25 protein-coding genes and 1 riboswitch are annotated in these 26,129 nt (G+C 67.2%); of the genes, 13 read left to right on the top strand and 12 right to left on the bottom strand.

Annotation, left to right across the window (positions count from 1 at the left end):
- Nucleotides 1-515: 515 nt before the first annotated feature.
- Nucleotides 516-683 carry a HipA family kinase gene (locus M9799_RS20570; RefSeq protein WP_318530283.1) on the bottom strand — a complete coding sequence of 56 codons (168 nt, stop codon included), beginning with the start codon at nucleotides 681-683 and terminating at the stop codon, nucleotides 516-518.
- Between the two features lie 191 nt (nucleotides 684-874).
- Between M9799_RS20570 and M9799_RS12775 the strand changes: the two genes are divergently transcribed.
- A complete protein-coding gene (locus M9799_RS12775; RefSeq protein ID WP_231042052.1) occupies nucleotides 875-2,431 on the top strand; it encodes a methyl-accepting chemotaxis protein in 1,557 nt (518 codons plus the stop codon).
- 570 nt (nucleotides 2,432-3,001) lie between these two features.
- Here M9799_RS12775 and M9799_RS12770 read toward each other — a convergent pair.
- The 3 genes from M9799_RS12770 to M9799_RS12760 form a co-directional block, all read right to left on the bottom strand.
- On the bottom strand, nucleotides 3,002-3,226 hold the full coding sequence (locus M9799_RS12770) for a hypothetical protein (protein ID WP_231042051.1): 225 nt from the start codon (nucleotides 3,224-3,226) through the stop codon (nucleotides 3,002-3,004).
- A 234-nt stretch (nucleotides 3,227-3,460) separates the two neighbouring features.
- Nucleotides 3,461-4,630, bottom strand: coding sequence for a sugar transporter (locus M9799_RS12765; protein ID WP_231042050.1), 1,170 nt, complete (start codon nucleotides 4,628-4,630; stop codon nucleotides 3,461-3,463).
- 162 nt (nucleotides 4,631-4,792) lie between these two features.
- The gene (locus M9799_RS12760; RefSeq protein ID WP_231042049.1) at nucleotides 4,793-5,320 is read right to left on the bottom strand and encodes a 6,7-dimethyl-8-ribityllumazine synthase; all 528 of its coding nucleotides are present in this window, start codon (nucleotides 5,318-5,320) and stop codon (nucleotides 4,793-4,795) included.
- 94 nt (nucleotides 5,321-5,414) lie between these two features.
- Nucleotides 5,415-5,573, bottom strand: a riboswitch (FMN riboswitch).
- Between the two features lie 228 nt (nucleotides 5,574-5,801).
- On the opposite strand from M9799_RS12760, the gene M9799_RS12755 reads away from it, so the two are divergent.
- Nucleotides 5,802-6,374, top strand: coding sequence for a hypothetical protein (locus tag M9799_RS12755; RefSeq protein ID WP_231042048.1), 573 nt, complete (start codon nucleotides 5,802-5,804; stop codon nucleotides 6,372-6,374).
- A 9-nt stretch (nucleotides 6,375-6,383) separates the two neighbouring features.
- Nucleotides 6,384-7,022, top strand: a complete 639-nt coding sequence (locus M9799_RS12750) for a DUF4124 domain-containing protein (RefSeq protein WP_231042047.1) — start codon at nucleotides 6,384-6,386, stop codon at nucleotides 7,020-7,022.
- Here M9799_RS12750 and M9799_RS12745 read toward each other — a convergent pair.
- The gene (locus tag M9799_RS12745; protein ID WP_231042046.1) at nucleotides 7,019-7,957 is read right to left on the bottom strand and encodes an NAD-dependent epimerase/dehydratase family protein; all 939 of its coding nucleotides are present in this window, start codon (nucleotides 7,955-7,957) and stop codon (nucleotides 7,019-7,021) included. The genes M9799_RS12750 and M9799_RS12745 overlap by 4 nt on opposite strands.
- Nucleotides 7,958-8,028: 71 nt before the next feature.
- On the opposite strand from M9799_RS12745, the gene M9799_RS12740 reads away from it, so the two are divergent.
- Both M9799_RS12740 and M9799_RS12735 read left to right on the top strand, forming a co-directional pair.
- Nucleotides 8,029-9,084 (top strand): CDP-6-deoxy-delta-3,4-glucoseen reductase, encoded by a 1,056-nt coding sequence (locus tag M9799_RS12740; protein ID WP_231042045.1) that lies wholly within the window; start codon nucleotides 8,029-8,031, stop codon nucleotides 9,082-9,084.
- A 125-nt stretch (nucleotides 9,085-9,209) separates the two neighbouring features.
- Nucleotides 9,210-10,178 (top strand): Bug family tripartite tricarboxylate transporter substrate binding protein, encoded by a 969-nt coding sequence (locus M9799_RS12735; RefSeq protein WP_231042044.1) that lies wholly within the window; start codon nucleotides 9,210-9,212, stop codon nucleotides 10,176-10,178.
- 236 nt (nucleotides 10,179-10,414) lie between these two features.
- Here the strand turns inward: M9799_RS12735 and folK are convergent, their stop codons facing one another.
- The 4 genes from folK to hda are packed head-to-tail and all read right to left on the bottom strand — an operon-like array spanning nucleotide 10,415 to nucleotide 13,973.
- Nucleotides 10,415-10,924: a 2-amino-4-hydroxy-6-hydroxymethyldihydropteridine diphosphokinase gene (gene folK / locus M9799_RS12730; protein WP_231042043.1), complete on the bottom strand. Its 510-nt coding sequence runs from the start codon at nucleotides 10,922-10,924 to the stop codon at nucleotides 10,415-10,417.
- Nucleotides 10,925-10,932: 8 nt separating this feature from the next.
- Complete coding sequence (gene pcnB / locus M9799_RS12725) at nucleotides 10,933-12,528, bottom strand: polynucleotide adenylyltransferase PcnB (protein ID WP_231042042.1); 1,596 nt, start codon at nucleotides 12,526-12,528, stop codon at nucleotides 10,933-10,935.
- Nucleotides 12,525-13,241 (bottom strand): HAD family hydrolase, encoded by a 717-nt coding sequence (locus M9799_RS12720; RefSeq protein ID WP_231042041.1) that lies wholly within the window; start codon nucleotides 13,239-13,241, stop codon nucleotides 12,525-12,527. Before M9799_RS12720 ends, pcnB begins: the two co-directional genes overlap by 4 nt.
- A gap of 33 nt (nucleotides 13,242-13,274) precedes the next feature.
- Nucleotides 13,275-13,973: a DnaA regulatory inactivator Hda gene (gene hda / locus M9799_RS12715; RefSeq protein WP_231042176.1), complete on the bottom strand. Its 699-nt coding sequence runs from the start codon at nucleotides 13,971-13,973 to the stop codon at nucleotides 13,275-13,277.
- A gap of 318 nt (nucleotides 13,974-14,291) precedes the next feature.
- Between hda and purM the strand changes: the two genes are divergently transcribed.
- Nucleotides 14,292-15,341, top strand: coding sequence for a phosphoribosylformylglycinamidine cyclo-ligase (gene purM, locus M9799_RS12710; protein ID WP_231042040.1), 1,050 nt, complete (start codon nucleotides 14,292-14,294; stop codon nucleotides 15,339-15,341).
- 25 nt (nucleotides 15,342-15,366) lie between these two features.
- Complete coding sequence (locus tag M9799_RS12705; protein ID WP_231042039.1) at nucleotides 15,367-16,425, top strand: AI-2E family transporter; 1,059 nt, start codon at nucleotides 15,367-15,369, stop codon at nucleotides 16,423-16,425.
- Nucleotides 16,426-16,617: 192 nt separating this feature from the next.
- Here the strand turns inward: M9799_RS12705 and M9799_RS12700 are convergent, their stop codons facing one another.
- Complete coding sequence (locus tag M9799_RS12700; RefSeq protein WP_231042038.1) at nucleotides 16,618-17,457, bottom strand: SirB1 family protein; 840 nt, start codon at nucleotides 17,455-17,457, stop codon at nucleotides 16,618-16,620.
- A 110-nt stretch (nucleotides 17,458-17,567) separates the two neighbouring features.
- Nucleotides 17,568-19,133: a murein biosynthesis integral membrane protein MurJ gene (gene murJ / locus M9799_RS12695; protein WP_231042037.1), complete on the bottom strand. Its 1,566-nt coding sequence runs from the start codon at nucleotides 19,131-19,133 to the stop codon at nucleotides 17,568-17,570.
- A 110-nt stretch (nucleotides 19,134-19,243) separates the two neighbouring features.
- Here murJ and rpsT point away from each other — a divergent pair, with 110 nt between their 5' ends.
- The gene (gene rpsT, locus M9799_RS12690) at nucleotides 19,244-19,543 is read left to right on the top strand and encodes a 30S ribosomal protein S20 (protein WP_159917413.1); all 300 of its coding nucleotides are present in this window, start codon (nucleotides 19,244-19,246) and stop codon (nucleotides 19,541-19,543) included.
- Between the two features lie 397 nt (nucleotides 19,544-19,940).
- On the opposite strand, the gene M9799_RS12685 is transcribed toward rpsT, so the two are convergent.
- On the bottom strand, nucleotides 19,941-20,276 hold the full coding sequence (locus M9799_RS12685) for a DUF3579 domain-containing protein (RefSeq protein WP_231042036.1): 336 nt from the start codon (nucleotides 20,274-20,276) through the stop codon (nucleotides 19,941-19,943).
- A 241-nt stretch (nucleotides 20,277-20,517) separates the two neighbouring features.
- Here M9799_RS12685 and M9799_RS12680 point away from each other — a divergent pair, with 241 nt between their 5' ends.
- The 5 genes from M9799_RS12680 to kynU all read left to right on the top strand — a co-directional run bounded on the left by M9799_RS12680 (nucleotide 20,518) and on the right by kynU (nucleotide 26,129).
- Nucleotides 20,518-21,714, top strand: coding sequence for an aspartate aminotransferase family protein (locus tag M9799_RS12680; RefSeq protein WP_231042035.1), 1,197 nt, complete (start codon nucleotides 20,518-20,520; stop codon nucleotides 21,712-21,714).
- A gap of 13 nt (nucleotides 21,715-21,727) precedes the next feature.
- Nucleotides 21,728-22,651: an ornithine carbamoyltransferase gene (gene argF / locus M9799_RS12675; RefSeq protein ID WP_231042034.1), complete on the top strand. Its 924-nt coding sequence runs from the start codon at nucleotides 21,728-21,730 to the stop codon at nucleotides 22,649-22,651.
- 152 nt (nucleotides 22,652-22,803) lie between these two features.
- Entirely contained in the window at nucleotides 22,804-24,183 is a 1,380-nt protein-coding gene (locus M9799_RS12670) for an amino acid permease (protein ID WP_231042033.1), read from the top strand.
- A 36-nt stretch (nucleotides 24,184-24,219) separates the two neighbouring features.
- Nucleotides 24,220-24,852 carry an arylformamidase gene (gene kynB / locus M9799_RS12665; protein WP_231042032.1) on the top strand — a complete coding sequence of 211 codons (633 nt, stop codon included), beginning with the start codon at nucleotides 24,220-24,222 and terminating at the stop codon, nucleotides 24,850-24,852.
- Nucleotides 24,849-26,129, top strand: a complete 1,281-nt coding sequence (gene kynU / locus M9799_RS12660) for a kynureninase (RefSeq protein ID WP_231042031.1) — start codon at nucleotides 24,849-24,851, stop codon at nucleotides 26,127-26,129. Before kynB ends, kynU begins: the two co-directional genes overlap by 4 nt.

The following is a 26,129-nucleotide window of genomic DNA, read 5'->3' as shown; positions in this document are numbered from 1 at the left end:
CGCCTCAATTTCTGTAGCCAAGACGCTCGTCACGACCCGCTGCCCTCCACGTCAATCAGTGGAGCAAAATTTCGGCACCTAATCACATCCTGGAACATCAAGTTTCGGTACAGTACCGGTACACAGATCAGTTTTCGAATATTTCGGAAAACTTCGCTAACCTACTGATCTGTAAGTACTTTTTACTACTCCAACCTTCGCTCAGCTTCGCACCGCTTACCCAGACCAAGCCCCTCACACAGTGACTCAAAATCCCCCGCCGCAAGGCGTGCCGGTTCGATTCCGGCCCCGGGCACCATACAGAAAAGCCGTTAAGTTCCAATGACTTGGCGGCTTTTTTCTTTGGCGGATCAATGGTGTGATTGGCAGGGGCTTGCAGCGCCACTGCCGGGGCAAGCCTCAAGGTGCCGGTCTCTTCACGAAATCGAGAATCTGTTCCTCTTGCGTCGCAGGCACCACCTGCACTCCTTGCGCCTCGAGATCGCCACGGATCTCTTCTAACGCATGGAAGGCCTTCACATCATGGGGCGGCGCCGAGAGACCAAGCTGCGCCGCCCTGCACTGCGCCCTTGGACGAAATACACCTGCCCATCGTCTCCACGGCAAATCAAAGGCTCCGTCACGCCCCGCCGGGCACGATCCAGTACCTCTTCAATTTCCACCGTGGGCTGGGCTGTGCGCATGGTTGCTCAATCTAGCAGGGCTTTGGCGAGTCTGGCTTGCACGGTTTGGTGCTGGTTTGGGCAACGGCGCAATAGAGCCAGCCACTGTCAGTTTTACGACATAACGGCACCAGCACCACCTGTTAACAGAGTCATACCCCAGAAAAGCTTCTGTAGCATTGCCGCCGTTCAAGCCTCCTCGAAATTCCCTTATGTCCGCCCTCTCCCTTCGCCAGAAGCTCCTGGCACCGCTGGTTTTCTGCCTGCTGGCCCTGCTCTGCCTCACTCTTTTCAATGCCTACGAGGCCCGCAGCAAAGCCTACGAAGCGCGGCAGCAGGCGCTGCGCGACTTTGTCGATTCGGCGGACAGCCTGATTTCGGGCATTGCCGCCGAGGCCAAGGCCGGCAAGCTGCCGGAGGATGAGGCCAAGGCCACGGCCATCGTCCGCGTGGGCCAGCTGCGCTATGCGGGCGGCGCAGGCTACATCACCAGCATTAGCACCGACTCGGTGGTTCTGAACAACCCCGCCAGCCCAGGCATCAACGGCAAGAACATGGCCGGCTTCCAGGATGCTAAGGGCAGCTATCTCTACCGCAGCATCGCCGCCGTGGGCGCATCGGCCCAGGGCAGCGGCACGCTCAGCTACTGGTGGCCGCGGCCGGGTGCCAAGGAGCCCAGCGAGAAGCTGGCCTACGTGAAGCGCTCGAGCGCCTGGAACTGGGATCTGATCGCGGGCGACTATGTCGACGATATCCAGCAGGCCTTCAACGCCACCATCGTCAAGTCGCTCGCGCTGCTTGCCGTGCTCGGCGCCCTGCTGACGCTGATTGCCTGGCTGACCACACGCAGTGTGCTCGATGCCATTGGCGGCGAGCCCACGGTGGCGGCGGAAATTGCCAACCGAATCGCCAACGGCGATCTGTCGGAGTCCGGGCTGGAAGGCGCATCGCGTGCGCCCGAGGGCAGTGTCATCGCCGCCGTGCAGCAGATGAGCGCGCAGCTGCGCGAGCTCGTGACGCGCATCCACGCCACGGCCGGCGTCATTCACCACTCCGCGGGAGAAATCGCCACCGGCAGCATGGATCTGTCGCAGCGCACGGAGCGCCAGGCCAGCGCGCTCGAGGAAACCGCTGCCTCGATGGAGCAGCTGACGGCCACCGTGCACCAGAACGCCGAGAATGCACAGCGCGCCAGCCAGATCGCCAACGGCGCCTGCACGGTGGCCGAGCGCGGCGGCGCGGTGGTGGAGCAGGTCGTGGCCACCATGGACGAGATCAACACCTCGTCGCGCCGTGTGGTCGACATCATCGGCGTGATCGACGGCATTGCCTTCCAGACCAACATCCTTGCCCTGAATGCGGCCGTGGAAGCCGCACGCGCCGGCGAGAACGGCCGCGGCTTCGCGGTCGTGGCGGGCGAGGTGCGCACGCTGGCGCAGCGCAGCGCCTCGGCAGCCCGCGAGATCAAGACCATGATCCAGGCATCGGTGGAACGCGTGGACGCCGGCGCCACGCTGGTCAACGACGCAGGGCAAACCATGCGCGAAGTGGTCTCGACGGTACGCAACATCACCGGCATCGTGACCGAAATCGCTTCGGCCAGCCGCGAGCAGAGCAGCGGAATCGGCCAGGTTGGTCAGGCGGTGGCGGAAATGGACCGCGTGACCCAGCAGAACGCCGCCCTGGTCGAGCAGTCGTCGGCCGCGACCCAGGTCCTGCAGGAGGAATCGGAGAAGCTGTCTCGTTTGACGGCGTCGTTCAAGCTCTAGGGCTTGGCGTGCCGCGGCCGGTGAATGCAGGCTGGTCCCCGGCTCGCTCCGCTTCCTGCGACAGGCGGCGCTCCTGGATGGTGCGCTCGCCAGTCCATTTGCGCGGATTGCCGCACATCCAGCATGAGCAGATACACGGATGCTGGACGACGGCGCCAAGGCGCCGAGCCTCCCACTCGCCCGGTTGATTGGCCCAGTAGCGAACGCGCGACTTCTTGAGACGCGCAACATGGCGCCGGCGCTCGGCCCGGCTCTGGTCTTTTGAATACATGAAGGCTCTATGGGCCGCCCGCCGCTGCAACAGTGCAGCTTTTCCTGGGCAAACGGCCATCTACATGGAGGTCTTCATGTACTCATCCGGTCGGTATATCGGGTAGGGCATCAACGGTAATTTGGATGAACGACATACGGTAACGCAGCCCACCACCCTCGACCGACGTTTTTTTTCCACAAACGCGCAGGACAAAGCTGTGGATAAGCTGTGTCCTGCATGTGCGAAAGCGCGGCAAGTCCTTGCCCGGTCAACAGGCTCGCTGGCTTGCCGCAATTTGAGGCATCGCAGCCAGCGCCTCAATCCTCCTGACGGCGGATCTGATCACGTCCCAGCGGAGTGATGGTCCACTTCCGGTCTTCGTCCTGATGCACCAGGCCGAATTCCAGCAGCCGTTTGGGAATATGTTCGCGCGCGGCGGTCTCGAAGGAAATCGTCTCGCCAATTTCGAGCTTCTTCAGCGTTTCGAGTTCGTCGACGGTGGGATCGAAATGCGGGTGTTGGGCATGGGCGTTCATGTTCATGGCTCTCTCTCCGGGAAACGAAACAAGCTTCCAGCGTAGCCCTTTGAAAATGCCCGTGCAAGCGCTGAGCTGCAGGTTGGCGCGACCTCCGACACGGCGCGGCGAGTTATCCCCGCGCGAGCTTCCGAAGCATGTGGACAAGTGCGCCCCTTGGGCTGGATAACTGGCCCAAGTCGTTGTCACCAAAGGACTATCGGGAAGCTGCCTGTTTTTTGGGCAGTCGGCATGGCGCCTTCAGCTCTTCCAGCGCGCGCCAGCCCAGGCGCACCACAGCAGCCCGGCAAACGCCAGCGTGCCGCCCGCCGTGCCGATATGGCCGAGCGATCCATGCTGGATGACCTGGTTGCCCAGCAGCGCGCCGCCGCCAATGCCGATGTTGAAGATGCCCGAGAACATCGCCATACCCACGTCGGTGGCATCCGCAGCCTCGCGCAGCACCTGGGACTGCATGGCCAGGGCGAAGCAGATCATGGCGATGCCCCAGAACGAGACCACGGTGTAGAGCGCCAGCGCATGGGACGCCGCGGGCAGCAGCAGCCACAGGCTCAGCCCCAGCGCGGCGCACGCACCCAGCAGGAAGCCGCGCGGATGGCGCATGCCGAAGCGGCTGAAGAGCAGGCTGCCGATCAGCCCCATGCCGCCAAACAGCAGCAGCACCAGGGTGATGCTGTCGCTGCCCAGGCCCGCCACATGCTGCACGAAGGGCTCGATATAGCTGTAGCCCGTGAACTGCGCCGTGATCACCACCGCCAGCAGCACATACAGCCACATCAGCGAACGCCGGCGCAGCAGCAGCGGCACGCTGGAGAGCGTGCCGGCATTCTGGCTGGGCAGCAGGGGCAGCAACCGGAACAGGCTGAACATCGCGGCGGCGGCGACCGCACCGATGGCCAGGAAGGTGGTGCGCCAGCCCAGCAGCTCGCCCACCACGCGGCCCAGCGGAATGCCCAGCACCATCGCCACCGAGGTGCCGACGGCCAGCAGGCTCAACGCCTGCGCCTTCTTGCCCTGGGGCGCCAGGCGCACCGCGAGCGAGGCCGTGATCGCCCAGAAAACCGCATGCGCCAGCGCCACGCCCACGCGGCTGAGCAATAGCAATGCATAGCTGGTGGCAATGCCCGACAGAACGTGGCTCACGATGAACACCGCCAACACGCCCATCAGCAGGCGGCGGCGCTCGACATTGCGCGTCAGCAGCATGCACGGCAGCGAGGCCAGCGCGACGATCCAGGCATACACCGTGAGCATCAGCCCGACCTGCTCGACGCGCATGCCGAAGCTCGCGCCTATGCCGCTGAGCAGGCCTACCGGCACGAACTCGCTGGTGTTGAAGACAAAGGCCGCGATGGCCAGGGCGACCACCGCCAGCCAGGAGGTCGATTGTGGGGAATGGGAAGTGGACATGGGGAGCGCGCGGCGCGCGGTAAGGACGCAAAGGGCCGTGGGGACGACCTCACGGACGCCCCACGGCCCGCAGCATAGCGGCCCGGCTGTGCGCCACCCGCCGGCGCGGCAAGTGCCCTTGGCGCCCCTCCGGTCAACAGGTCCGGCCCGGGGCTGCGCGTTTCAGCCCAGCGACTTCACGCGCTGCAATTGCGCGACTGCCGACAGGCACGACTGCGCCACCTCCACGCCCTTCTTGACGAAATGCGCGCGGAAGAACTCGAGGTGATCGGCATGCTCGTGGAAATCGCGCGGCGTGAGCACCGCTGACAGCACCGGCACGTCGGTGTCGAGCTGCACGCGCATCAGGCCGTCGATCACGGCGCTGGAGACGAACTCGTGGCGGTAGATGCCGCCGTTCACCACCAGCGCGCAGCCGATGATGGCATCGAACTGGCCGGTCAGCGCCAGGCGTTTGGCCATCAGCGGGATCTCGAAGGCGCCGGGCACGTCGAAATGCGCGATCTGCGCTTCGGGCATGCCCTGGCTGGTCAGCTCGCCCACCAGTGCGTTGCGCGCCTGATGCACGACATCGGTGTGCCAGCTGGCGCAGATGACGGCCACGCGGATATTGCGCGCGACGGAACTCCAGGGGGCCTTGGCCACGGTGGAGGAAGTGGAGGAAACAATGGCAGTGGAAGTCTGATTCATGACAAGTAGTGACGTTGACAACATGAATCAGGGCGCGCGCGACGCTGCGCGGCCACAGGGCCGGAAACCGGGCGCACTGCGGCAGCGAAGGAATGCGCGATCTCTTTCATCCGGACTATGACCGTCGGCTCTGGCATCGCACCAGATCTGCTGACCCTGCGGCGGCGCGGGCTGCTGCAGGCGCTCGCGGGCTGCCAGGGCCCGAGCCGAGGATACCGCCGGTGGGGAATTGCACCCCGCCCTGAGAACGCTGGCCCCACGCGGGGACCGAGGTCGATTCTAGCGGTGCCCGGCATCCGGCGCGCGCAGCGGCTGCAATGCCATTTGAGATACATCCCGCAACAACCATGGCGTGCAGGCAAAGCTTTGTGCGACGGGGTGTTGGCCGTCAACCAAAGCCTGCAGCCACGCGTATAAAAGCCAGGCAGCGCGGTTGCAGCCGCTTCCTGGCCCCGGGCCATGCCCCCACGACGGAGACCCTATGCGCAATATTCCAATTCGCCTTCTGACCGCAGCGACGCTGACCACCCTGGTTGCAGGCTGTGTGGTTCCGCCCGAACCCTACTATGACGGACCGGGCCGGGTCTACGACAGCCCCGGCACGATCGTGTATGAGCAACCCACGACCATCTACCGCAGCGGCCCGGTCTACACCGTGCCCGACCGGCGCGACGAACGCGCCTGGCGCGAGCACCAGCTCCGGGAAATGGAGCGCATGCGCTGGGCGCGCGAACGCGAGCGCGACCGGGAACGCATGCAGCACGATCTGCGGCGCGCCCAGGAGGAGCGCCAACGCGACCAGCAGCGCGCCCAGGCCGAACGCATGCGCGATCAGCAACGCGCGCATGCCGAACGCGAACGCCAGCGCGACCAGGCCGAGCGCCAGCGGGACCAGCAGCGCGCCCAGGCCGAGCGTCAGCGCGATCAGCAGCGCGCCGAAGCCGAGCGCCAGCGCCAGCAGCAGCAGCGTGACCGTGGCGGGGACCGCCGCGGCGACGGCGGCCCGCGCGGTGATGATCGCCGTGGCGATGGTGGACCACGTGGCGAACGTTGATCCCAGGCGATGAAAGAAGCGCATCTGCCAGCCCGGCAATGCCATGCCCTGGGCCTGGCACTGGCCGCGCTGTGCGCATTGGCGGCGCCGGCCCAGGGCCAGGTGCTGCGCTGCACCGATGCGCGCACCGGGGCCGTCAGCTATACCGATGGCAGCTGTGAATCGGGCGGGAAGGTGGAGCAGGTGTTGCCCGCACGCAGCGCCGAGGCGCTGGCGCGCGAACGCGAGGAAGCCGCACAGGCCATTGCCCGCAAGGAGCAGCGTCTGCGCGAGGAGGCTGCCGCGGCGGCACTGAACCCGCCGCCGGCGCCCGCTGCCGCAGCGCCGGTGGAGCCGCCGCGCTGCGTCCAATCACGCCAGCAACTGCAGTCCCTGCTGGCGCGCCCCGGCCGCGATGCTTCGGCCTACAGCCAGCAACTGGCCGCCGCGCAGCAACAGGTGGAGCTAGATTGCCTGGGCGCGCAGGCCTACCGTGAACTGGAGCAGTCGCGTGCCCGCTCCGCCGTGCCCGCGGCGCCGCTCGTCGTGCTGCCGCCGCTGCGCCCGGTGCGGCCGCTGCCGCCGCCGATGCAGCCGCCGCGCCCGGAGATGCGCCATTGCAATGTGTTTCGCTGCTACGACCACCAGGGCAATGTCTACCCGCGCTAGCGCACCGGCAGTCCCTGCAGCCCCTGTGCCACATGCGGATAGCGCAGCGCCACGCGCAGCTCCTGCACGAGGCGCGTGGTGCGCAGCCGGCGCGACTCGCCCATGAAGCTCAGCAGCGTCACGGGCAGCTCGCCCTGGGCCTGGCTGCGCGAGACCCGCGCCGGGCGCGGCAGGCCATAGAGATCGGCGGCCAGGTCGAAATAATCCCCCATGCGCAGATCGCTGGCATCCGCCACGTTGTAGATGCGCTGCGCCCGGCCGCGCCACAGCGCCGCGATGCAGGCGCGCGCCAGGTCGTCGGCGTGGATGTGGTTGGTATAGACATCGTCCTCGGCGCGCAGCACCGGCGTGCCGCGCAGCAGGCGCGTGCGCGGCGTGCCGCCCGCGCGGTCCGGCGCATAGATGCCGGGAATGCGCAGGATGCTGGCGCGCAGGCCCTGGCGCCCGGCCCAGCGCAGCGTGCGCTCGGCATTGACGCGGCGCATGGCGCGCCCGGTGCGCGCCGCCGCCGGCCGGCTTTCGTCGACCCAGGCACCGCCGCAGTCGCCATAGACGCCGCTGGTCGAGCCATAGACCAGCGCCTGCGGCACAGTGCGCCGGCGCAGCGCCTGCACCAGCGCCGTGGTGCGCGGATCGAGCCACCACTGCGGCGCTTCCTCGGGCGTGGCCGGTGGCGGCGCCAGGTGCAGCACGCGCGTGCCCAGGCCGGCCAGGCGGCGCAGGCTGCGCGGGTCGTCCAGATCACCCAGCAGCGGTGTGATGCGCTGCGCGCGCAGCGCCACGCGGCGTTCGGGCGAGGAGGTCAGTGCCAGCAGCCGCACGCCGCGCACGGCACGCGCCACGCGCTGGCCGACATCGCCGCAGCCGACGATCAGCAGGCGCTGGCGGCGAAACCGCGCCGGACGCGCGCCTAGAGGGTTTTGGTTTGAAGGCAAAATTCACCCTGTTGTGCAGGCCGGCACAGCCATGCCGCCACGCCTGCAAAAGACCCAAGGATAACGACAACATGACCCTGATTGCAGCCCCCACCCACCAGATCACCGTACAGCCCAGCGGCCGCGCCTTTGCCAGCCAGGGCATTGAGACCATCCTGGCCGCGGCCATCCGCGCCGGCGTGGGCCTGCCCTACGGCTGCAAGGATGGCGCATGCGGCTCGTGCAAATGCAGGAAGCTCAGCGGCAGCGTGGTGCATGGCGAGCACCAGGCCAAGGCGCTGACGCCTGAGGAGGAAGCCGCGGGCTTCGTGCTCACCTGCTGCGCCACGCCTGCAAGCGACGTGGTGCTGGAGTCGCGCCAGGTCACCGACGAAAGCGCGTTCCCGGTCAAGAAGATGCCGGTGCGGGTGGCGGCGCTGGAGCAGCTCGCGCACGACGTCATGCGGGTGCGCCTGCAGCTGCCGGCGCTGGAGAAATTCCGCTACCACGCGGGCCAGTATGTCGAATTCATCCTGCGTGATGGCGCCCGCCGTGCCTATTCGATGGCCACGCCGCCGCACCTGCAGGAAAGCGCGCCAGGCATCGAGCTGCAGATCCGCCACATGCCCGGCGGCGTGTTCACCGAGCATGTGTTCGGCGGCATGAAGGAGCGCGAGATCCTGCGCATCGAGGGACCCTTCGGCAGCTTCCATCTGCGCGAGGACAGCGACAAGCCGATCATCCTGCTGGCTTCGGGCACCGGCTTCGCGCCGATCCAGGCGATGCTCCAGCACATGCAGCACAAGGGCATCACGCGCCCGACCACGCTGTACTGGGGCGGGCGCCGGCCGCAGGACCTGTACCTCGACGGCTGGCTGCGCGAACAGCTCGCGCAGATGCCCTTCCTGCGCTACGTGCCCGTCGTGTCGGATGCGCTGCCCGAGGATGCGTGGACCGGACGCACCGGCTACGTGCATCAGGCGGTGCTCGATGACGTTGCCGATCTGAGCGGCCACCAGGTCTATGCCTGCGGCGCACCCATCGTCGTGGATTCCGCGCGCGAGAGCTATATCCGCCAGGGCGGATTGCCAGAGGAGGAGTTCTATGCCGATGCCTTCACGTCGGAAGCCGACAAGCACGGCGCATGAAGCCTGATCCAGACCACGCCTGAGCGGCCTAAAAGATACAAAATTTACGATCTTGCACAGGAAATCTGCTTTGACGGGTTAGCCCTCAGGACAAAACGCAGCTTTTTTGCAAGAATCGACAGCCAATGAATCGCCGCAACAGCCTCCTATCGCTGCTCGCCGCCACCGCGGCCCTGGCAGCCCCCCTCGCCCAAGCCCAGGAACCCATCCGCCTGATCGTGCCCTACGCACCAGGCGGTCCGCTTGACATCACCTCGCGCGCGCTGGCCGAGCGCGTGCGCGACTCGCTGGGCGTGGTCATCATCGAGAACAAGGCCGGCGCCGGCGGCAACATCGGCGCCGATGCCATCGCCAAGGCCGCACCCGACGGTCTGACCATCGGCCTGGCGGCCACCGCCACGCATGCGGTCAACCCCTGGCTGTACTCGCGCATGCCCTTCGACGCGGCCAAGGACTTCGCCGGCATCACGCAGATGGTGCGCGTGCCCAATGTGCTGGTGGTGAACGCCGACTTCGCCGAGCGCCAGAAGATCGCCACCATCGCCGACCTGCTGGCCTATGCCAAGCGCAATCCCGGCAAGCTCAACTACGGCAGCGGCGGCAACGGCAGCGCGGGCCACCTGGCCGGCGAGATGCTCAAGCAGAAAGCCGGCATCTTCGCGCTGCACGTGCCCTACCGCGGCGCCAACCCGGCGCAGCTGGCGCTGCTGTCGGGCGAAGTCGACTTCAACATCGACAACCTGGCCGCGGCCGCGCCCAACATCCGCTCGGGCAAGCTCAAGGCCCTGGCCGTGACCTCGCTGGCGCCCTCCTCGCTGCTGCCCGGCGTGCCCGCGCTGTCGCAAACCTTCCCCGGCTTCTCCATCGACACCTGGTGGGGTCTGGTGGCACCGGCCGGCACGCCGCAGGCGGTGCTCGACAAGCTCCACAAGGCGTTCACCGATGCGCTCAAGGCACCGGAAACCAAGACCCGCTTCGAGCTGCTGATGGCCGAACCCGTGGCCTCGAGCCCGGCGCAGTTCGACCAGTTCATGGCGGCCGAGCGCAGGAAGTACCAACAGGTGGTGAAGGCTTCGGGGGCGAAGGTCGACTGACTTCTCGGGCTTCCATGAAGAAACCCCGCTGCAAATGGCTGTGGCGGGGTTTTTTATTGGGAGGTTGGCCTGGAGCGGAGGTGGCGGCGACTTGAGGCGGGGCCGTCCACCCTTCGACGGGCTCAGGGGGCCCCGCCTAGGGCGAACGGTTCAAATCCGCTCGTCGAGCTTGTCGAAGGGCGAACGGTTCAAACATCCGTTCGCCCTGAGCTTGTCGAAGGGTAACGGGCCTGTCCTCAAAACAGAGCCGCAGCCCCCGCCCACCCCGGCCCCTCGATCCTCTCGATCCGCTGATCTTCGACGGCCTCCAGTTGCGCCGACGTGACCCGATGCGGCGCAATCTCCGCCAACGGCAGCAACACAAACGCTCGCTCCCCCATCCGCGGATGCGGCAGCGTCAGGCGCTCGGTGGCCAGCGCAATATCGCCATAAATCAGCAGATCCAGATCCAGCGTGCGTGGCGCGTTGCGGTAGGGCCGCTCGCGCCCCGCGGCCTGCTCGATGGACTGCAGCGCATCGAGCAGCGCCAGCGGTTGCAGCCGCGTGGCGAGCTCCGCCACCGCGTTGAGATAGTCGGGCCCGCCCGCATTGATGGGCGCGCTGGCGTAGAGCCCGGAGACCTGCGCCAGCCGTGTACCAGGCAGTGCCGCAAGCGCCTGCACGGCGCCGGCCAGCGCCGCGCCGCGGTCGCCCAGGTTGGCGCCCAGACCGATCCAGGCCAGGACTTCGGGCGCTTCAGACCCCATGGCCGGCCTCAATACGGCGAAGCGTCATCGGTGGTGCCGCGGTGCAGGTCGATGCCGGCATCGCCTGCACTCTTGGGCTTGCGCCGGCGCCGGCGTTTCTTCGGCGCGGCGCCTTCGTCGGCCTCGGCCGGCGCGGCATGGGCCGAGGCAGCTTCCGCCGCTTCCGGCGCGGCAGCCGGGCCGGCCGCCTTCGCGCGGCGTGGCGCGGGCGCGGCCGCCTTCTGGCGCTGGCGCTGCTCCTCGCGCGCCTGCGCGATCAGGTCGTCGCGGCGCAGGTCGTCGGCCTGCTGGAATTCCTGCCACCAGTTCGCCAGCGCCTCCTCGACCTCGCCCACATCGGCGCGCAGGCGCAGGAAGTCGAAGCCCGCGCGAAAGCGCGCCTGCTCGACCAGGCCCAGCGGCGTGACGCCCGAGCGCTTCTCGAAGCGCGGCTGCATGACCCAGATCTCGCGCATGTCGGCGGCCAGCTTGCCGCGGCCCGAGACATCGCCGATGCGCTGCTGGAACACGTCGTCGATCGATTCCTGCAGCGCCGGGAAGGGATGGTAGCGCTGCTGCAGGCGCTGCTCCCAGCCCTGCTTGACGTCCTGCCACAGCACGCAGGCCAGCAGGAAGCTCGGCGCCACGGGCTTGCCTTCGCTGACACGGCGGTCGGTGTCGGCCAGCGCCGCCTTGACGAAGGGATGGTCCGCGCGCTCGACGACGACGTCCAGCAGCGGATAGATGCCGCGGTCCAGGCCCAGCTCGCGCAGGCGCGCGATCGAGGCCAGCGCATGGCCGGTCTGCAGCAGCTTGAGCATCTCGTCGAACAGCCGGCTTTGCGGCACTTCGGCCAGCAGGTGCTGGCTCGCGATCAGCGGCGCCGCGGTCTTGGGCTCGAGCTTGAAGCCCACGTCATGCAGCTTGGCGGCGAAGCGCACGGCACGGATGATGCGCACCGGGTCCTCGCGGTAGCGCGTGGCGGCATCGCCGATCATGCGCAGCACGCGCTTTTTCGCGTCCTGGATGCCCTTGTGGTAGTCGACGACGATCTGCGTGGCAGGGTCGTAGTACATGGCATTGATGGTGAAGTCGCGGCGCGTCGCGTCCTGGTCCTGCGGGCCCCAGACGTTGTCGCGCAGCACGCGGCCGCTGGCATCGACCGCATGCTTCATGCCCGCGAGCACCGCCTTGCTGGTGCGCTCGTTGCCCAGCACGCTCTCGGCCTGGCTGTTGTCGAGGAAGGCGCGGAAGGTCGAGACCTCGATGACCTCGTTCTCGCGCCCGCGGCCGTAGACCACGTGGACGATGCGAAAGCGCTTGCCGATGATGAACGCGCGCCGGAACAGGTTCTTGACCTGCTCGGGCGTGGCATCGGTGGCGACGTCGAAATCCTTGGGCCGCAGGCCCAGCAGCAGGTCGCGCACCGCGCCGCCCACGATATACGCCTCGAAGCCCGCATCCTGCAGCGTCTCGACCACGTCGAGGGCGCGCCGGTCGACGAGCTCGGGATCGATGCCATGCACCGAGGCGGGCACTTCCTCGCGCTTGCCAAAGCGCAGCTTCTGCGCACGCGCGCCGGCGCCGGGCTTGCCCAGCAGTTTGTCGATGATGGTTTTGATCATGGGTGTTCGTTAAACAGGTCCAGTATGCGCCAACCGCGCTCCAGGGCCAGGGCGCGCAGGCGCGCGTCGGGGTTGGTCGCGACCGGATGGTCGACTTTCTCCAGCAGGGGCACGTCGTTCATGGAGTCGCTGTAGAAGGTGGTCTCCACCGCGTCCCAGTCCAGGCCGCGCTGTGCCAGCCATTGCTGCATGCGCAGCACCTTGCCTTCGCGCATGGTCGGGTGGCCGTCGATGTCGCCGGTGATCCAGCCCGCGGCATCGCGCGCGAGCTGCACCGCCAGCAGTTCGCCCACGCCCAGCGCCTGCGCGATCGGGCGGGTGATGAACTCGTTGGTGGCGGTCACGATCACGATCTCGTCGCCGGCATCGCGGTGCGCCTGGATCAGCGCCAGCGCCGCCGGGTGGATCGCGGGCGTGATGACTTCCAGCATGAACCGTGCGTGCGCCTCCGCCGCAGCCTCGGCGCCGCGCGTGCGCACCGCCTCGGTGGCGAAGCGCACGTAGTCATGCACGTTCAGCGTTCCGGCCTGGTAATCGGCGTAGAAGGCATCGTTGCGGCGCCCGAATTCCACCGGATCGGTCCAGCCGATGCGGGTGGTGAAGACGCCCCACTCGTAGTCCGAGTCCAGGGGCAGCAGGGTGTGGTCCAGGTCGAACAGCGCCAGCCGCTTGCGGGCTTGGGGCGCGGGACTGGGCGCGGAAGGTGTTGGCATGGGGTTCCAGAAAATGAGGCCGGGCAGCAGCGGCTACTCGGTCTCCAACATCGTCTTGAGCAGTGGAATGGTGATGGCGCGCTTGTTGCGCAAGGCAAAGCCATCGAGCATGTCGAGCAACTGCATGAGGCTGCCCAGGTCGCGCGAGAAGCGCTTGAGCATGTAGTCCATCACGTCGTCGCCGAGGAACACGCCGCGCGAATCGGCCTCCTGGCGCAGCACCGCGCGGCGCGCGGGTTCGTCCAGCAGGTGCAGCTGGAACACATGGCCCCAGCCCAGGCGGCTGCGCAGGTCCTCGCGCAGCTTCAGGTCCGCCGGCGGCGTCTCGCCGGCCGCCAGCACCCAGCGCGGGATGCCTGTGGCGGGGCTGGTGGCATTGACGAACCAGTTGAAGGCGCGTGCCTGCTGCATCGGGGTGTACAGGTGCACATCGTCCATCAGCACCGCCGACCAGCGCTCGTCGAACTCAGGCGGATAACCGATGGTCGCATCCAGCCAGCCCACGATGGCCCCCTGCTCGCGCAGCGCTTCGCGCACCGATTTGAGCAGATGGGTCTTGCCCGAGCCCGATTCGCCCCACAGGTAGGTGGGCACCGGCGAGCGCGTCATGCCCGCGCGGCCCTCGCCGACCCACAGCCGCAGGTGCTGCAGCACCGCCGTGTTCGGGCCGGCAAAGAAGCGCGACAGCGAGGGACTCGTTGCCAGGCCGATATCCAGTGCCATCTGCTTCATGAACGGCATACGCGGCACGCCCTCCTACCTGGGACCAGGGGAGGCCGCGCGCAACAGGCTGGCAAGGGGAAGTTCGGCAACATCACAGACGACAGAGCAAAAGGCCCCTGGCGCAGTGCATGCGGCAGGGCTCGAAAGGCACTGCCGGGGCAGCGCCGCTGCAGATTTTAGTCTGCGCGCGCAACCAAAGCACGCAGCCGGGCTGCACAGACCCGGTGAAAAGCCCCTGAAACCCGGCCCAGGCCCCGCCGCGACCAGGGTCAAGGGCCGTAAAATCCCCCAGTTCCGCCCCTGCCGGGCCCACTGCACTGACCATCCATGAGCTCCTCTGCCACCCCCACTCCCATTTCCTACAAAGACGCTGGCGTCGACATCGTTGCCGGCGATGCCCTGGTCGAGCGCATCAAGCCGCTGGCCAAGAAAACCATGCGCGAAGGCGTCATGGCCGGCATTGGCGGTTTCGGCGCGCTGTTCGAGGTGCCCAAGCGCTACCAGGAACCCGTGCTGGTCTCGGGCACCGACGGCGTGGGCACCAAGCTGCGCCTGGCATTCGAGTGGAACATGCACGACACCGTGGGCATCGACCTGGTGGCCATGAGCGTCAACGACGTGCTGGTGCAGGGCGCCGAGCCGCTGTTCTTCCTGGACTACTTCGCCTGCGGCAAGCTGGACGTGGACACCGCCGCGGCCGTGGTCGGCGGCATCGCGCGCGGCTGCGAGCTCTCGGGCTGCGCGCTGATCGGCGGCGAAACCGCCGAAATGCCCGGCATGTACCCCGAAGGCGAATACGACCTCGCCGGCTTCGCGGTCGGCGCCGTCGAGAAGTCCAAGATCCTCACGGGCCAGAACGTGCAGGCCGGCGACGTGGTGCTGGGCCTGGCTTCGGCAGGCGTGCACTCCAACGGCTTCAGCCTCGTGCGCAAGTGCATCGAGCGCGCCGAAGCGGGCGGCACGCTGCCCGAAACGCTGGACGGCAAGCCCTTCAAGCAAGCGGTGATGGAGCCCACCCGCCTGTACGTCAAGAACGTGCTGCAGGCACTGGCCCTGCACCCGATCAAGGCGCTGGCCCACATCACCGGCGGCGGCCTGCTGGAAAATATCCCTCGCGTCCTGCCCGACGGCCTGGCCGCCCACCTCGACGCCGGCAGCTGGCCCCAGACCGAGCTGTTCGCCTGGCTGCAGGCCACGGCCGGCATCGATGCCGTGGAAATGAACCGCACCTTCAACAACGGCATCGGCATGGTCGTGGTGGTGCCCGCCGAGCAGGCCGAGGCCACGGCGGCCACCTTGCAGGGCCTGGGCGAAATGGTCTATACCATCGGACGTATCGCCGCGCGCGGTGACGGCGAACCCGTCGAAGTGCGCTGACCCAGCCTGACCCACCTGCGCCCAGATGTCCGATAACCTTCCTGTCCTCCGAGAAGAATTTTCCCAGACACCTTCGCGCAGCGTGATCAACGCCAGCTATCTGCTGATGGCCGGCACCCTGCTGCTGGTCATGTGGCAAGGCCTGTTGCCCGGCCTGCTGAGCGTCTGCGTGGGCTTCATGCTCACGCGCGCGCTGGCCCGGCTGCTGGCGCGTGCGCAGCGCCGCCGCGCCCCCGGCTACCTGCCGCACTGGGCGCAGGTGCTTGCGGCCACGCTGGTCGTGCTGGCGCCGCTGGCGCTGCTGAGCAGCGCCCTGCCCCATACCCGTGGCTACATCGTCGAGGCGCCGCAGCAGTACAAGGAACTGCTCGACTACCTGGCGCGCACCGTGCTCGAGCTGCGCCACAAGCTGCCGCCCGATATCGCCAGCCAGCTGCCCGACGGCGCGCGCGAGATCCAGGCCATGATCGCCTCCTACCTCGGCGCCAAGGCCGGGGTGCTGGCCCAGGCCGGCAGGGCCTGGCTGTCGGGGCTGCTGCATGCCTATGTCGGCCTGCTGATCGGCGCACTGGCCGCGGTGCGCCACATCCCGCTGCAGCGCCCGCCGCTGGTCGATGCGCTCTACCAGCGCATCATGCTGTTTGGCGAGGCCTTCGCGCAGATCGTTGCCGCCCAGTTCTGGATTGCGACCCTCAACGCCGTGTTGACGGCGATGTTCCTGCTGTTCGTGCTGCCCCACTGGGACCTGGCGCTGCCCTATACCCCGGCGCTGATCATGCTGACCTTCTTCGCCGGGCTGATCCCGATCGTCGGCAACCTGCTGTGCAACGCGGTCATCACGCTGGTCGGCCTGTCGGTGTCGCCGGTGGCCGCCGCCGCCTGCCTGGGCTTCCTGATCCTGATCCACAAGGCCGAGTACGTGATCAACGCCAAGGTCGTCGGCCGGCGCACGCACATGGGCGTGTGGGAGCTGCTGTCGGTGATGTTCGTGGCCGAGGCGGTGTTCGGCCCGGCGGGGCTGGTGGCGGCGCCGCTGTTCTATGCGTATCTGAAGAAAGAGCTCGAGGCGCGGCGGCTGGTGTAGGGGCCCTTTGTCTCACCGTTTTTCCAGAGCCGTCAAAGAGTAGCAGACACAATTAGACCAATGACCGTTTACCCTTCGACAGGCTCAGGGCGAACGGTTAAAACCTCCGTTCGTCCTGATCCTGAGCTTGTCGAAGGATCGAAGGATGGACGGCCAGTGCTCCAGTCTTGGCCCACTGGTACGGTATCGCCCCTACCCCCGCAACACCGCCAGCCGATTCGCAATCAACCCCGCATCGGGCCGGTCCCCCGCGTGCTCCAGGTAGGTTTCCCAGTCGGCCACCGCCTCGCGCGTGCGGCCCTGCTCGGCCAGCACCGCGCCGCGGTCGCGGTACTCGGCCCAGTCTTCGGGCAGCAGCACGATCAGCCGGTCGAGCGTGGCCGTGAGCAGCGCCCACTGGCTTTGCGCGAAGTAGATTTCCTTGAGATTGCGCAGCAGCCGCTCGAGGATGTCGCGCGGCGTGGCCGCCTGCAGGTGCAGGCCCAGGGGAATGCTGTCCTCGCGGCGCCCGCGCCCCAGGCCGAAGGGCTCGAGCCGCTGCGCCAGTTCCTGCGCGGAAAAGGAGGTGCCGGTCAGCGGATCCATGACCACCTGGCCCTCGGGCAGCCCCACCTTGAGCAGGAAATGGCCGGGAAAGGAAATGCCCGCGGCCTGCAGCCCCGCGGCCTGGGCCAGCTCCAGCCACACCAGCGCCAGGCTCACGGGAATGCCGCGCCGCGTGGCCAGCACCACCGGGATATAGCTGTTCTCGGGAGCGTAGTAGTTGTTGACGTTGCCGCCGAAGCCCATCTCGCCAAAGAAGAAATGGTTGACCACCTTGAGCCGCTGCAGCGGCGTGTGCACGCCCGCCAGGTGGCGCGTCAGGCGCATCTGCATCTGGTCGATATCGGCCAGCACGGCCTGGATGTCGAGCTCGGGGAATTCATCCTGCGCGATGCAGATCGCCGCCTCCATCAGCGGCAACTGCTCATCGCTTTGCACCAGGGTGGCAAAGTACTGCAGGGAAGAAGGCGCATCGAAACGCAGTGACATGCTGTCCTTGTACGACCAGGCGCCCAATGGCGCAAGTAGGATGGCGGCCCGTCCGGTTTTCAAACCGCGGGGGCTGCCTACCTTACAGCGAAAAACCGCGTAAGCAACTGCTACCGATGCAACAACTGCCGCAGCTTCAGGCCCGCCGCCCAGAGCGCGCCGAAATACACCAGCGCCGCAGCCACGATGGCCAGCGCCAGCCAGCCCATGCGCTGCAGGTCGTGCTGACGCAGGCCGGTCCAGTCCAGTGCCTGCGCGCTCCAGCCCAGCAAGCCGGACAGCAGCAGGCTGGCCGCCAGCACCTGCAGCAGCAGCCGGCCCCATCCGGGCCGCGGGCGGAAGGTGCCGCGGCGCAGCAGCACCACCAGCAGCCAGGCCGCGTTGACCAGCGCCGCCAGACCGATCGACAGCGCCAGCCCGGTATGCGCCAGCCAGGGCACGAGCGCCAGGTTCAGCAGCTGGGTGATCACCAACACCACCACCGCGATCATCACCGGCGTGCGGATGTCCTGGCTCGCGTAATACGCAGGCGCCAGCACCTTGATCGCCACCAGTCCCACGAGCCCGGCGCCGTAGCCGGCCAGCGCCAGCGCGATCTGGCCCACGTCGCGCTCCGTCAGCGCGCCGCGGTGGAACAGCGTGGCCACCAGCGGCTCGGCAAACACCAGCAGCGCCACGGCGCAGGGCACGGCCAGCACCAGCACCAGGCGCAGGCCCCAGTCCAGCATGGCCGAATAGCGCTCGCCATCCGCCGCCGCCCTGGCCGCGGCGAGCTGCGGGGTGAGCACCACGCCCAGCGCCACTCCCAGCAGCGCCGTGGGGAACTCCATCAGCCGGTCGGCATAGAACAGCCAGGACACGCTGCCCGGCGCCAGATAGGAGGCGATCTGCGTGTTGATCATCAGCGAGACCTGCGCCACGCCCACGCCCAGCAGCGCCGGCGCCATCAGCGACAGGATGCGGCGCACGCCCGCGTCCTGCCAGGCGGCGCGCACCGCGCTCCAGCGCAGGCCGATGCGCGGCAGCAGGCCCAGCCGGCGCAGCGCCGGCAGCTGCACGCCCAGCTGCAGCACGCCGCCGAGCATCACGCCGGCCGCCATCGCATAGATCGGCTCGATACCGCGCGCGGCGAACCAGGGCGCGCCGACCAGCGCCGCGCCGATCATGCTGAGGTTGAGCAGCACCGGCGTGGCCGCGGGCACCACGAAGCGCTTCCAGGTGTTGAGCACGCCGGCCGACAGCGCCACCAGCGACATGAAGCCGATATAGGGGAACATCCAGCGCGTCATCAGCACGGCGGCGTCATAACTGGCGCCCTGCTGCTGCAGCCCGCTGGCCAGCAGCCAGACCAGCAGCGGCGCCCCCAGCACGCCCAGCACGCAGGTCAGCACCAGTGCCCAGGTCAGTACCGTTGCCACGTTGGCGATGAGCTGGCGCGTCGCCTCCTCGCCCTCCTTCTCCTTGGTCGCGGCCAGCACCGGCACGAAGGCCTGGCTGAACGCCCCCTCGGCAAACAGCCGCCGGAACAGGTTGGGTATGCGGAAGGCGACGTTGAAGGCGTCGGTCAGCGCGTTGGCGCCGAACATGGAGGCCATGAGCAGGTCGCGCAGCAGCCCGGTGATCCGGGAAGCCAGCGTGAGCAGCGAGACGGTGGAGGCGGCTTTGAGCAATGACACCCAAGCAGTGTATGCGCTGCAAGGGCTTGGCGCCGTGCATCCGCGCACAACAGATGCTACAATCTTCGGCTTCGCTGACATCATCCTCAGACACTCAAGGAATTTGAATCATGGCATCTGCTAAACCCAAGAAAAAGAACCCCCGCCTGGCATCGGGCCGCAAGCGCGCCCGCCAGAACGTGGTCCTGAACGCTGCGAACACTTCGCTGCGCTCGAAGTACCGCACCGCCGTCAAGAACGTCGAAAAGGCCGTTCTGGCCGGCGACAAGACCAAGGCATCGGAACTGTTTGCCAAGGCACAGTCCGTGCTGGATACCATTGCCGACAAGGGTATCTTCCACAAGAACAAGGCAGCTCGCGACAAGAGCCGCCTGTCCGCCAAGGTCAAGGCCCTGGCACTGGCCGCTTAAAGCTCATTTAAGCAATCGCACGGATGGCGCAAGCCATCTGCCGTTTGTAACGGGTGCGCTGTCTGCGAACGATGAAACCGCCTTCGGGCGGTTTTTTCGTTGTAAGTCATGAATGGTGCTTCTTGCTTGAGGACAGGCCGTCCATCCTTCGACGGGCTCAGGACGAACGGTTTCAATGGTTGTTGCTTGAGGACAGGCCGTCCATGGTTCGATGGGGCCGCCCAGGCAAGCTCGCCACGAACGGTAAAGACGAAACCCGCCCAAATACCCCACCACCGTTCGCCCTGAGCCTGTCGAAGGGCGTTTTAGGGCACGGCTCACGCATAGCACTGCACTGCGCCGCTTACAAAAAAGCCGGCGCAAGGCCGGCTCGGTCGGGATGCAAAAGCAGCGTGCACTAGGCACCGCCGGCCGAGCCCTTTGGCGGCACATCCGGCAACAAACAAGCCTCCGCGATCTGCAGATCATTGTCCTTGGCGAAGTTGATCACGAAATCCCAGGCCATGGGCTCGTGCTCGCGCAGGTCGGCGTGCAGCACCACGCACTTGGTGCCGTTGAGCGTGGTGGGAATGCACCAGGGCGAATAGCTCAGATGGCTGCCGGGACGTGCCCCCCCAGGGCGGAACTGGCTCATGACGCCGGCCAGGCGTTCGGCCCAGTCGCTGGGCCTGAAGGTTTTTCCGTCCCGGGTCAGACCCTGGATGAACAGTTCTTGTGAGTTGGGGGAGACCATCGATATCGTTGTGCAAAGTGATGCGACCCGGGCGGGATCGCCGCCGGCAGGTCAATGGAAGATTCTAACTCTTATACAAGAGTTAGCCCAGGCTACCGGACACTCCATGGGCCCATCGCACGGCTGTAGTGCATATTCCTCAATTTTCATCCTGCCGCGTCCAACTAAAATTGTAGTTCGCTCAACCCGGGCCATGGATGCAATGTCCATGCCGCCCCCGCTTTCTTGGGAGATTTTTGCAATGACCGATTTCATTGAGGCTGCCTCGCCCCACGTGATGAACACCTATGGCCGCGTCCCGATCGCTCTGGAGCGAGGCCAGGGCTGCCGCGTCTGGGACGTGAATGGCAAGGAGTACCTCGATGCGCTCGGCGGCATTGCCGTGAACACGCTGGGCCACAACCACCCGCGGCTGGTGCCGGCGCTGCAGGAGCAGCTCACGCGGCTGATCCACACCTCGAACTACTACCATGTGCCCGGCCAGGAAACCCTCGCCAGGCTGCTGGTCGAACGCTCGTCGATGACCAACGTGTTCTTCTGCAGCACCGGCCTCGAAGCCAACGAAGCCGCGATCAAGATCGCGCGCAAGTACGGTGTCGACAAGGGCATTGCCCGCCCCGAGATCGTGGTCTATGACCATGCCTTCCACGGCCGCTCGATCGCCACCATGACCGCCACCGGCAACGCCAAGGTGCGCGACGGCTTCGGCCCGCTGCTCGACGGCTTCATCCGCGTGGCGCCCAACGACTATGAGGCGCTGCTGGCGGCCACCGAAGGCAATGACAACATCACGGCCGTGATGATGGAGCCGATCCAGGGTGAAGGCGGCCTGCACCCGATGCGCGCCGAATACCTGCAGCAGGTGCGCGCGCTGTGCGACGCGCGCGGCTGGCTGCTGATGCTCGACGAAGTGCAGGCCGGCATGGGCCGCACGGGCAAGTGGTTCGCCCACCAGTGGGCCGGCATCGTGCCCGACGTCATGACGCTGGCCAAGGGCCTGGGCTCGGGCGTGCCGGTCGGCGCCGTCGTGGCGCACGGCAAGGCCGCCGAGGTGCTCAAGCCCGGCAACCATGGCTCCACCTTTGGCGGCAACCCGTTGGCCATGCGCGCGGGCATCGAGACCATCCGCATCATGGAGGAAGACGGCCTGCTCGAGCAGGCGAGCCGCGTCGGCGAGCATCTCAAGGCCGCGCTGCGCGAGAAGCTCGGCCGCCTCGAGGGCGTGGTCGACATCCGCGGCCAGGGTCTGATGATCGGCATCGAGCTGTCCAAGCCCTGCGGCCAGCTGATCGGCCAGGCGGCAGAAGCCGGCCTGCTGCTGAGCGTGACCGCCGACACCGTGATCCGCCTGGTGCCGCCGCTGATCCTGACGACGCAGGAAGCGGACGAGATCGTGGACCGGTTGCTGCCGCTGGTGCAGGCCGTGCTCGCGGCCTGAACGGAAGGACTTTATGAAGCATTACCTGCAATTCAGCGATTTCACCGCCGAGGAATACGCCTACCTGTTCGAGCGCGCGGCGCTGATCAAGAAGAAATTCAAGGCTTACGAGAAGCACCACACGCTGGGCGACCGCACGCTGGCGATGATCTTCGAGAAGGCCAGCACGCGCACCCGCGTGAGCTTCGAGGCCGGCATGTACCAGCTCGGCGGCTCGGTGGTCCACCTGACCTCGACGGACAGCCAGCTGGGCCGCTCCGAGCCCATCGAGGACAGCGCGCGCGTCATCAGCCGCATGACCGACCTGGTGATGATCCGCACCTTCGGCCAGGAGCGCATCGAGCGCTTTGCCGAATACTCGCGCGTGCCGGTCATCAACGGGCTGACCAACGAATTCCACCCCTGCCAGATCCTGGCCGACATCTTCACCTTCATCGAGCACCGCGGCTCGATCCAGGGCAGGGTCGTGGCCTGGGTCGGCGACGGCAACAACATGGCCAACACCTGGCTGCAGGCCGCCGACCTGCTGGGCTTCAAGGTCCATCTGAGCACGCCCGGCGGCTATGAAGTGGACGAGCGCCTGGCCTTCAACGGCAAGGCCGCGAATCCCGGCAGCTATGCGGTCTTCAAGGACCCGCTCGAGGCCTGCGCCGGCGCCGACCTGGTCACGACCGATGTCTGGACCAGCATGGGCTTCGAGGCCGAGAACGAAGCGCGCAAGAAGGCCTTTGCCGACTGGTGCGTGGACGCCGAGATGATGGCCGCGGCGCGCCCCGACGCGCTGTTCATGCACTGCCTGCCGGCGCACCGCGGCGAGGAGGTCGAGGCCGAGGTCATCGACGGTCCGCAATCCGTGGTCTGGGAAGAAGCGGAGAATCGGATGCATGTGCAAAAAGCCTTGATGGAGTATCTGCTACTCGGCAAGCAGGTGGACTAGAGCGGCGTAGGCCGTCATCCTTCGACGGGCCCGGTGCGAACGGTTCCAACGTTCGCACCGGGCCCGTCGCACTGCATTTGGCGATGCGTATTTGCGCCTTGCCGCAGGCATCCTTTTTCCCCTGCCGCCAACGCGTGCAGAAAGATTCCGCCATGCCCTCCTTTGAAGAGATACAGCAACGCGAGACCGGGCTGCAGCAGCACCTGAGCGGCGCGCAGATCGTGATGATCGCGATTGGCGGCGCCATCGGCACGGGGCTGTTCATGGGCAGCGCGTTTGCCATCGGCTTCGCCGGCCCGAGCGTGCTGCTGAGCTATGCGATCGGCGCGCTGATCGCGCTGCTGCTGATGGGCTGCCTGGCCGAGATGACCGTGGCCCACCCCATCTCGGGCTCGTTCGGTGCCTATGCCGAGCACTACATCGCGCCCTGGGCCGGCTTTCTCGTGCGCTATGCCTACTGGGCCGCGGTGGTGCTGGCCGTGGGCATGGAGGTCACGGCCGTCGGGCTCTACATGGGCTACTGGTTTCCCGAATCGCCGCGCTGGCTCTGGGTGGCGGTCTTCTCGGCGGCGCTGATCGCGGTGAACGCCTCGAGCGTCAAGGCCTTCGGCCAGGTCGAGTACGTCTTCTCGATGGTCAAGATCGTGGCCATCGTCGCCTTCATCCTGATCGGCGCCTATGTGGTGTTCGGCGCGCAGCGCCCGGACATCGGCTTTCACCACTACACCGCGCAGGGCGGCTTCTTTCCCAACGGCCTGTGGGGCTGCTGGGTCGGCGTGATCGTCGCGATCTTCAGCTACCTGAGCCTGGAGGCGATTGCCGTGGCCGCGGGCGAGGCGCGCGATCCGCAGCAGGCGATCACCAGCGCCTTCCGCACGACGGTGCTGCGGCTGGTGCTGTTCTATCTGCTGACGCTGGCGCTGATGCTGGCCATCGTGCCCTGGCACCAGGCCGGCACCGACCGCAGCCCCTTCGTGCAGGTGATGGAGATCATCGGCATACCCGGCGCCGCGCATGTGCTCAATTTCGTGGTGCTGGTGGCGGCGCTGTCGGCGATGAACAGCCAGCTGTATGTGACCTCTCGCATGATGTTCAGCCTCTCGCGCGGCGGCTATGCGCCCAAGGCGCTGGGCCGCCTCAACGCGCGCGGCGTGCCCACGCGCGCCATTGCCGTGTCGTGCATGGGCATAGCCGTGGCCATGGTGCTCAATGTCTGGCAGCCCCAGAAGTCGCTGGTCTGGATGATGAGCATCGCGATGTTCGGCGCGATGTTCACCTGGTTCATGGTGTTCGTCACGCACCTGTTCTTCCGCGCGCGCTGGAAGGCCGAGGGCAGCCGCCCGCTGGCCTTTCGCATGTGGGGTTTCCCGGCGCTGACGCTGCTGGGCGCGGCGTTGATGCTGGGCGTGCTGGTCACGACCTATTTCACCGAGGAATTCCATCTCACGCTGCTGACCGGGGTGCCCTTCCTGGGCTTGCTGCTGCTGATCTACGCTTTCTGGTTTCGGCGCCGCGCAAGGCCTGGCCGCTGACAGACGGCGCGGGCCAGGGGGTTAGAGTCGTCAGCCATGACACAGCTTCTCTGGGACATCTCCCCGCCAATCCACGGCGCCAGCCCGGTGTTCCCCGGCGACACGCGCTACAGCCAGCAATGGTGCGCGACCATCACGCCGGATTGCCCGGTCAATGTCAGCGCCATCACCATGTCGCCGCATATCGGTGCGCATGCCGATGCGCCGCTGCACTACGACCCCGAGGGCGCGGCGATCGGCGCGGTCGATCTCGAACCCTTTCTCGGCCCATGCCGCGTGATCCACGCCATTGCGCGCGGGCCGCTGCTGCGCTGGCAGGACCTCGCGCATGCGATCACGCCCGATCTGCCGCCGCGGGTGCTGGTGCGCACCTATGAACGCGCACCCGCGGGCTGGGACGAGGATCTCGCCGCCTACGCGCCCGAAACCATCGAGCGCCTGGCCGATCTGGGCGTGCAGCTGATAGGCATCGACACCGCCAGCATCGATCCGGCCAGCAGCAAGGCGCTGGAGAGCCACCAGGCGATCCGCCGGCGCGGCCTGCGCGTGCTGGAGAACCTGGTGCTCGATACCGTGCCCGAGGGCGACTACGAGCTGATTGCGCTGCCGCTCAAGCTGACCCAGGCCGATGCTTCCCCCGTACGCGCAGTCCTGAGAGCCCTCCCATGACACCGACCCTGCAAGACTGCCGCGAGCGCGATGCCCTGGAGCCGCTGCGCCCGCTGCGCGACCTGTTCGCGCTGCCCGAAGGCCGCATCTACCTCGATGGCAATTCTCTGGGCGCGACGCCCAAGGCCACGGCCGCGCGCATGGCCGACGTGGTGCAGCGCGAATGGTCGCAGGAGCTGATCGCCTCGTGGAACCAGGCTGGTTGGGTCGATCTGCCGCAGCGCCTGGGCAACCAGTTCGCGCCCTGGCTGGGCGCGCGCCAGGGCGAGCTGGTGTTCACCGACACCACCTCGATCAACCTGTTCAAGGTGCTCAGCGCCGCGGCGCGCATTGCGGCCGAGGACGGCCCGGCGCGCAGGAAACTGCTGACCGAGCGCAGCAACTTTCCGACCGACCTGTATATCGCCGAGTCGGTCTGCGCGCAGCATGGGCTGGAGCTGGTGCTGCTCGAGCCGGAGCAAATCCTTGGCGCGCTCGATGACGAAACCGCCATCGTGCTGCTGACCCATGTGAACTACCGCACCGGCGCCATGCACGACATGGAAGGGCTCACGGCCGCTGCCCATGCGCGCGGCATTGTCTGCGTCTGGGACCTGTGCCACAGCGCGGGCGCGGTGCCCATCGACCTGCATGGGGCCGACGCCGATTTCGCCGTCGGCTGCGGCTACAAATACCTCAACGGCGGCCCGGGCGCGCCGGCCTTTGTCTGGGCCCATCCGCGCGTCGTGAACCGCTGCGCGCAGCCGCTGGCGGGCTGGTTCGGGCATGCGGCGCCCTTCCGGTTTACGCCCGGCTACGCCCCGGCCGAGGGCATTGACCGCTATCTGTGTGGCACTCCGCCTATCCTCGGCTTGTCGGCGCTGCAATGCGGGCTCGATGTGTTCAGCGCGGCCGAGCTGCTTGGCGGCATGGCGGCGCTGCGCGCCAAGTCGCTGGCGCTGACCGATCTGTTCATCGCGCTGGTCGAGCAGCGCTGCGCGGGCCATGGCTTGACGCTGGTGACGCCACGCGCGCATGACAGGCGCGGCTCGCAGGTCTGCTTCGCGCGCGATGGCGGCGGCGCCTGCGCCGTGGTCCAGGCGCTGATCGCACGCGGCGTGATCGGCGACTTCCGCGAGGGCGACGGCGGCCTGCACCAGGACATCCTGCGCTTTGGCTTCACGCCGCTGTATGTGGGTTTCGAGGAGGTCTGGCACGCGGTGGAGCAGCTGCGCCAGGTGCTGGAAAGCGGCGAATGGCGCGAAGCCCGTTTCCATCAGCGCCCGAAAGTCACCTGA

Origin of the sequence: Comamonas endophytica, from assembly GCF_023634805.2 — a bacterium.
Lineage (GTDB): Bacteria > Pseudomonadota > Gammaproteobacteria > Burkholderiales > Burkholderiaceae_C > Comamonas > Comamonas endophytica.
Note: the sequence above shows the minus strand (reverse complement) of the source record. Positions and strands in the feature narration are given on the sequence as shown.

Coding starts and splice junctions, on each gene's coding strand:
- purM (WP_231042040.1), top strand. CDS start 14,292: ATGAGCTCCTCTGCCACCCCCACTCCCATTTCCTACAAAGACGCTGGC.
- M9799_RS12760 (WP_231042049.1), bottom strand. CDS start 5,320: ATGAATCAGACTTCCACTGCCATTGTTTCCTCCACTTCCTCCACCGTG.
- M9799_RS20570 (WP_318530283.1), bottom strand. CDS start 683: ATGCGCACAGCCCAGCCCACGGTGGAAATTGAAGAGGTACTGGATCGT.
- folK (WP_231042043.1), bottom strand. CDS start 10,924: ATGGGGTCTGAAGCGCCCGAAGTCCTGGCCTGGATCGGTCTGGGCGCC.
- M9799_RS12775 (WP_231042052.1), top strand. CDS start 875: ATGTCCGCCCTCTCCCTTCGCCAGAAGCTCCTGGCACCGCTGGTTTTC.
- argF (WP_231042034.1), top strand. CDS start 21,728: ATGAAGCATTACCTGCAATTCAGCGATTTCACCGCCGAGGAATACGCC.
- M9799_RS12685 (WP_231042036.1), bottom strand. CDS start 20,276: ATGGTCTCCCCCAACTCACAAGAACTGTTCATCCAGGGTCTGACCCGG.
- hda (WP_231042176.1), bottom strand. CDS start 13,973: ATGAAGCAGATGGCACTGGATATCGGCCTGGCAACGAGTCCCTCGCTG.
- kynU (WP_231042031.1), top strand. CDS start 24,849: ATGACACCGACCCTGCAAGACTGCCGCGAGCGCGATGCCCTGGAGCCG.
- M9799_RS12680 (WP_231042035.1), top strand. CDS start 20,518: ATGACCGATTTCATTGAGGCTGCCTCGCCCCACGTGATGAACACCTAT.
- M9799_RS12720 (WP_231042041.1), bottom strand. CDS start 13,241: ATGCCAACACCTTCCGCGCCCAGTCCCGCGCCCCAAGCCCGCAAGCGG.
- rpsT (WP_159917413.1), top strand. CDS start 19,244: ATGGCATCTGCTAAACCCAAGAAAAAGAACCCCCGCCTGGCATCGGGC.
- M9799_RS12735 (WP_231042044.1), top strand. CDS start 9,210: ATGAATCGCCGCAACAGCCTCCTATCGCTGCTCGCCGCCACCGCGGCC.
- pcnB (WP_231042042.1), bottom strand. CDS start 12,528: ATGATCAAAACCATCATCGACAAACTGCTGGGCAAGCCCGGCGCCGGC.
- M9799_RS12705 (WP_231042039.1), top strand. CDS start 15,367: ATGTCCGATAACCTTCCTGTCCTCCGAGAAGAATTTTCCCAGACACCT.
- kynB (WP_231042032.1), top strand. CDS start 24,220: ATGACACAGCTTCTCTGGGACATCTCCCCGCCAATCCACGGCGCCAGC.
- M9799_RS12765 (WP_231042050.1), bottom strand. CDS start 4,630: ATGTCCACTTCCCATTCCCCACAATCGACCTCCTGGCTGGCGGTGGTC.
- M9799_RS12750 (WP_231042047.1), top strand. CDS start 6,384: ATGAAAGAAGCGCATCTGCCAGCCCGGCAATGCCATGCCCTGGGCCTG.
- M9799_RS12740 (WP_231042045.1), top strand. CDS start 8,029: ATGACCCTGATTGCAGCCCCCACCCACCAGATCACCGTACAGCCCAGC.
- M9799_RS12670 (WP_231042033.1), top strand. CDS start 22,804: ATGCCCTCCTTTGAAGAGATACAGCAACGCGAGACCGGGCTGCAGCAG.
- M9799_RS12770 (WP_231042051.1), bottom strand. CDS start 3,226: ATGAACATGAACGCCCATGCCCAACACCCGCATTTCGATCCCACCGTC.
- M9799_RS12700 (WP_231042038.1), bottom strand. CDS start 17,457: ATGTCACTGCGTTTCGATGCGCCTTCTTCCCTGCAGTACTTTGCCACC.
- M9799_RS12755 (WP_231042048.1), top strand. CDS start 5,802: ATGCGCAATATTCCAATTCGCCTTCTGACCGCAGCGACGCTGACCACC.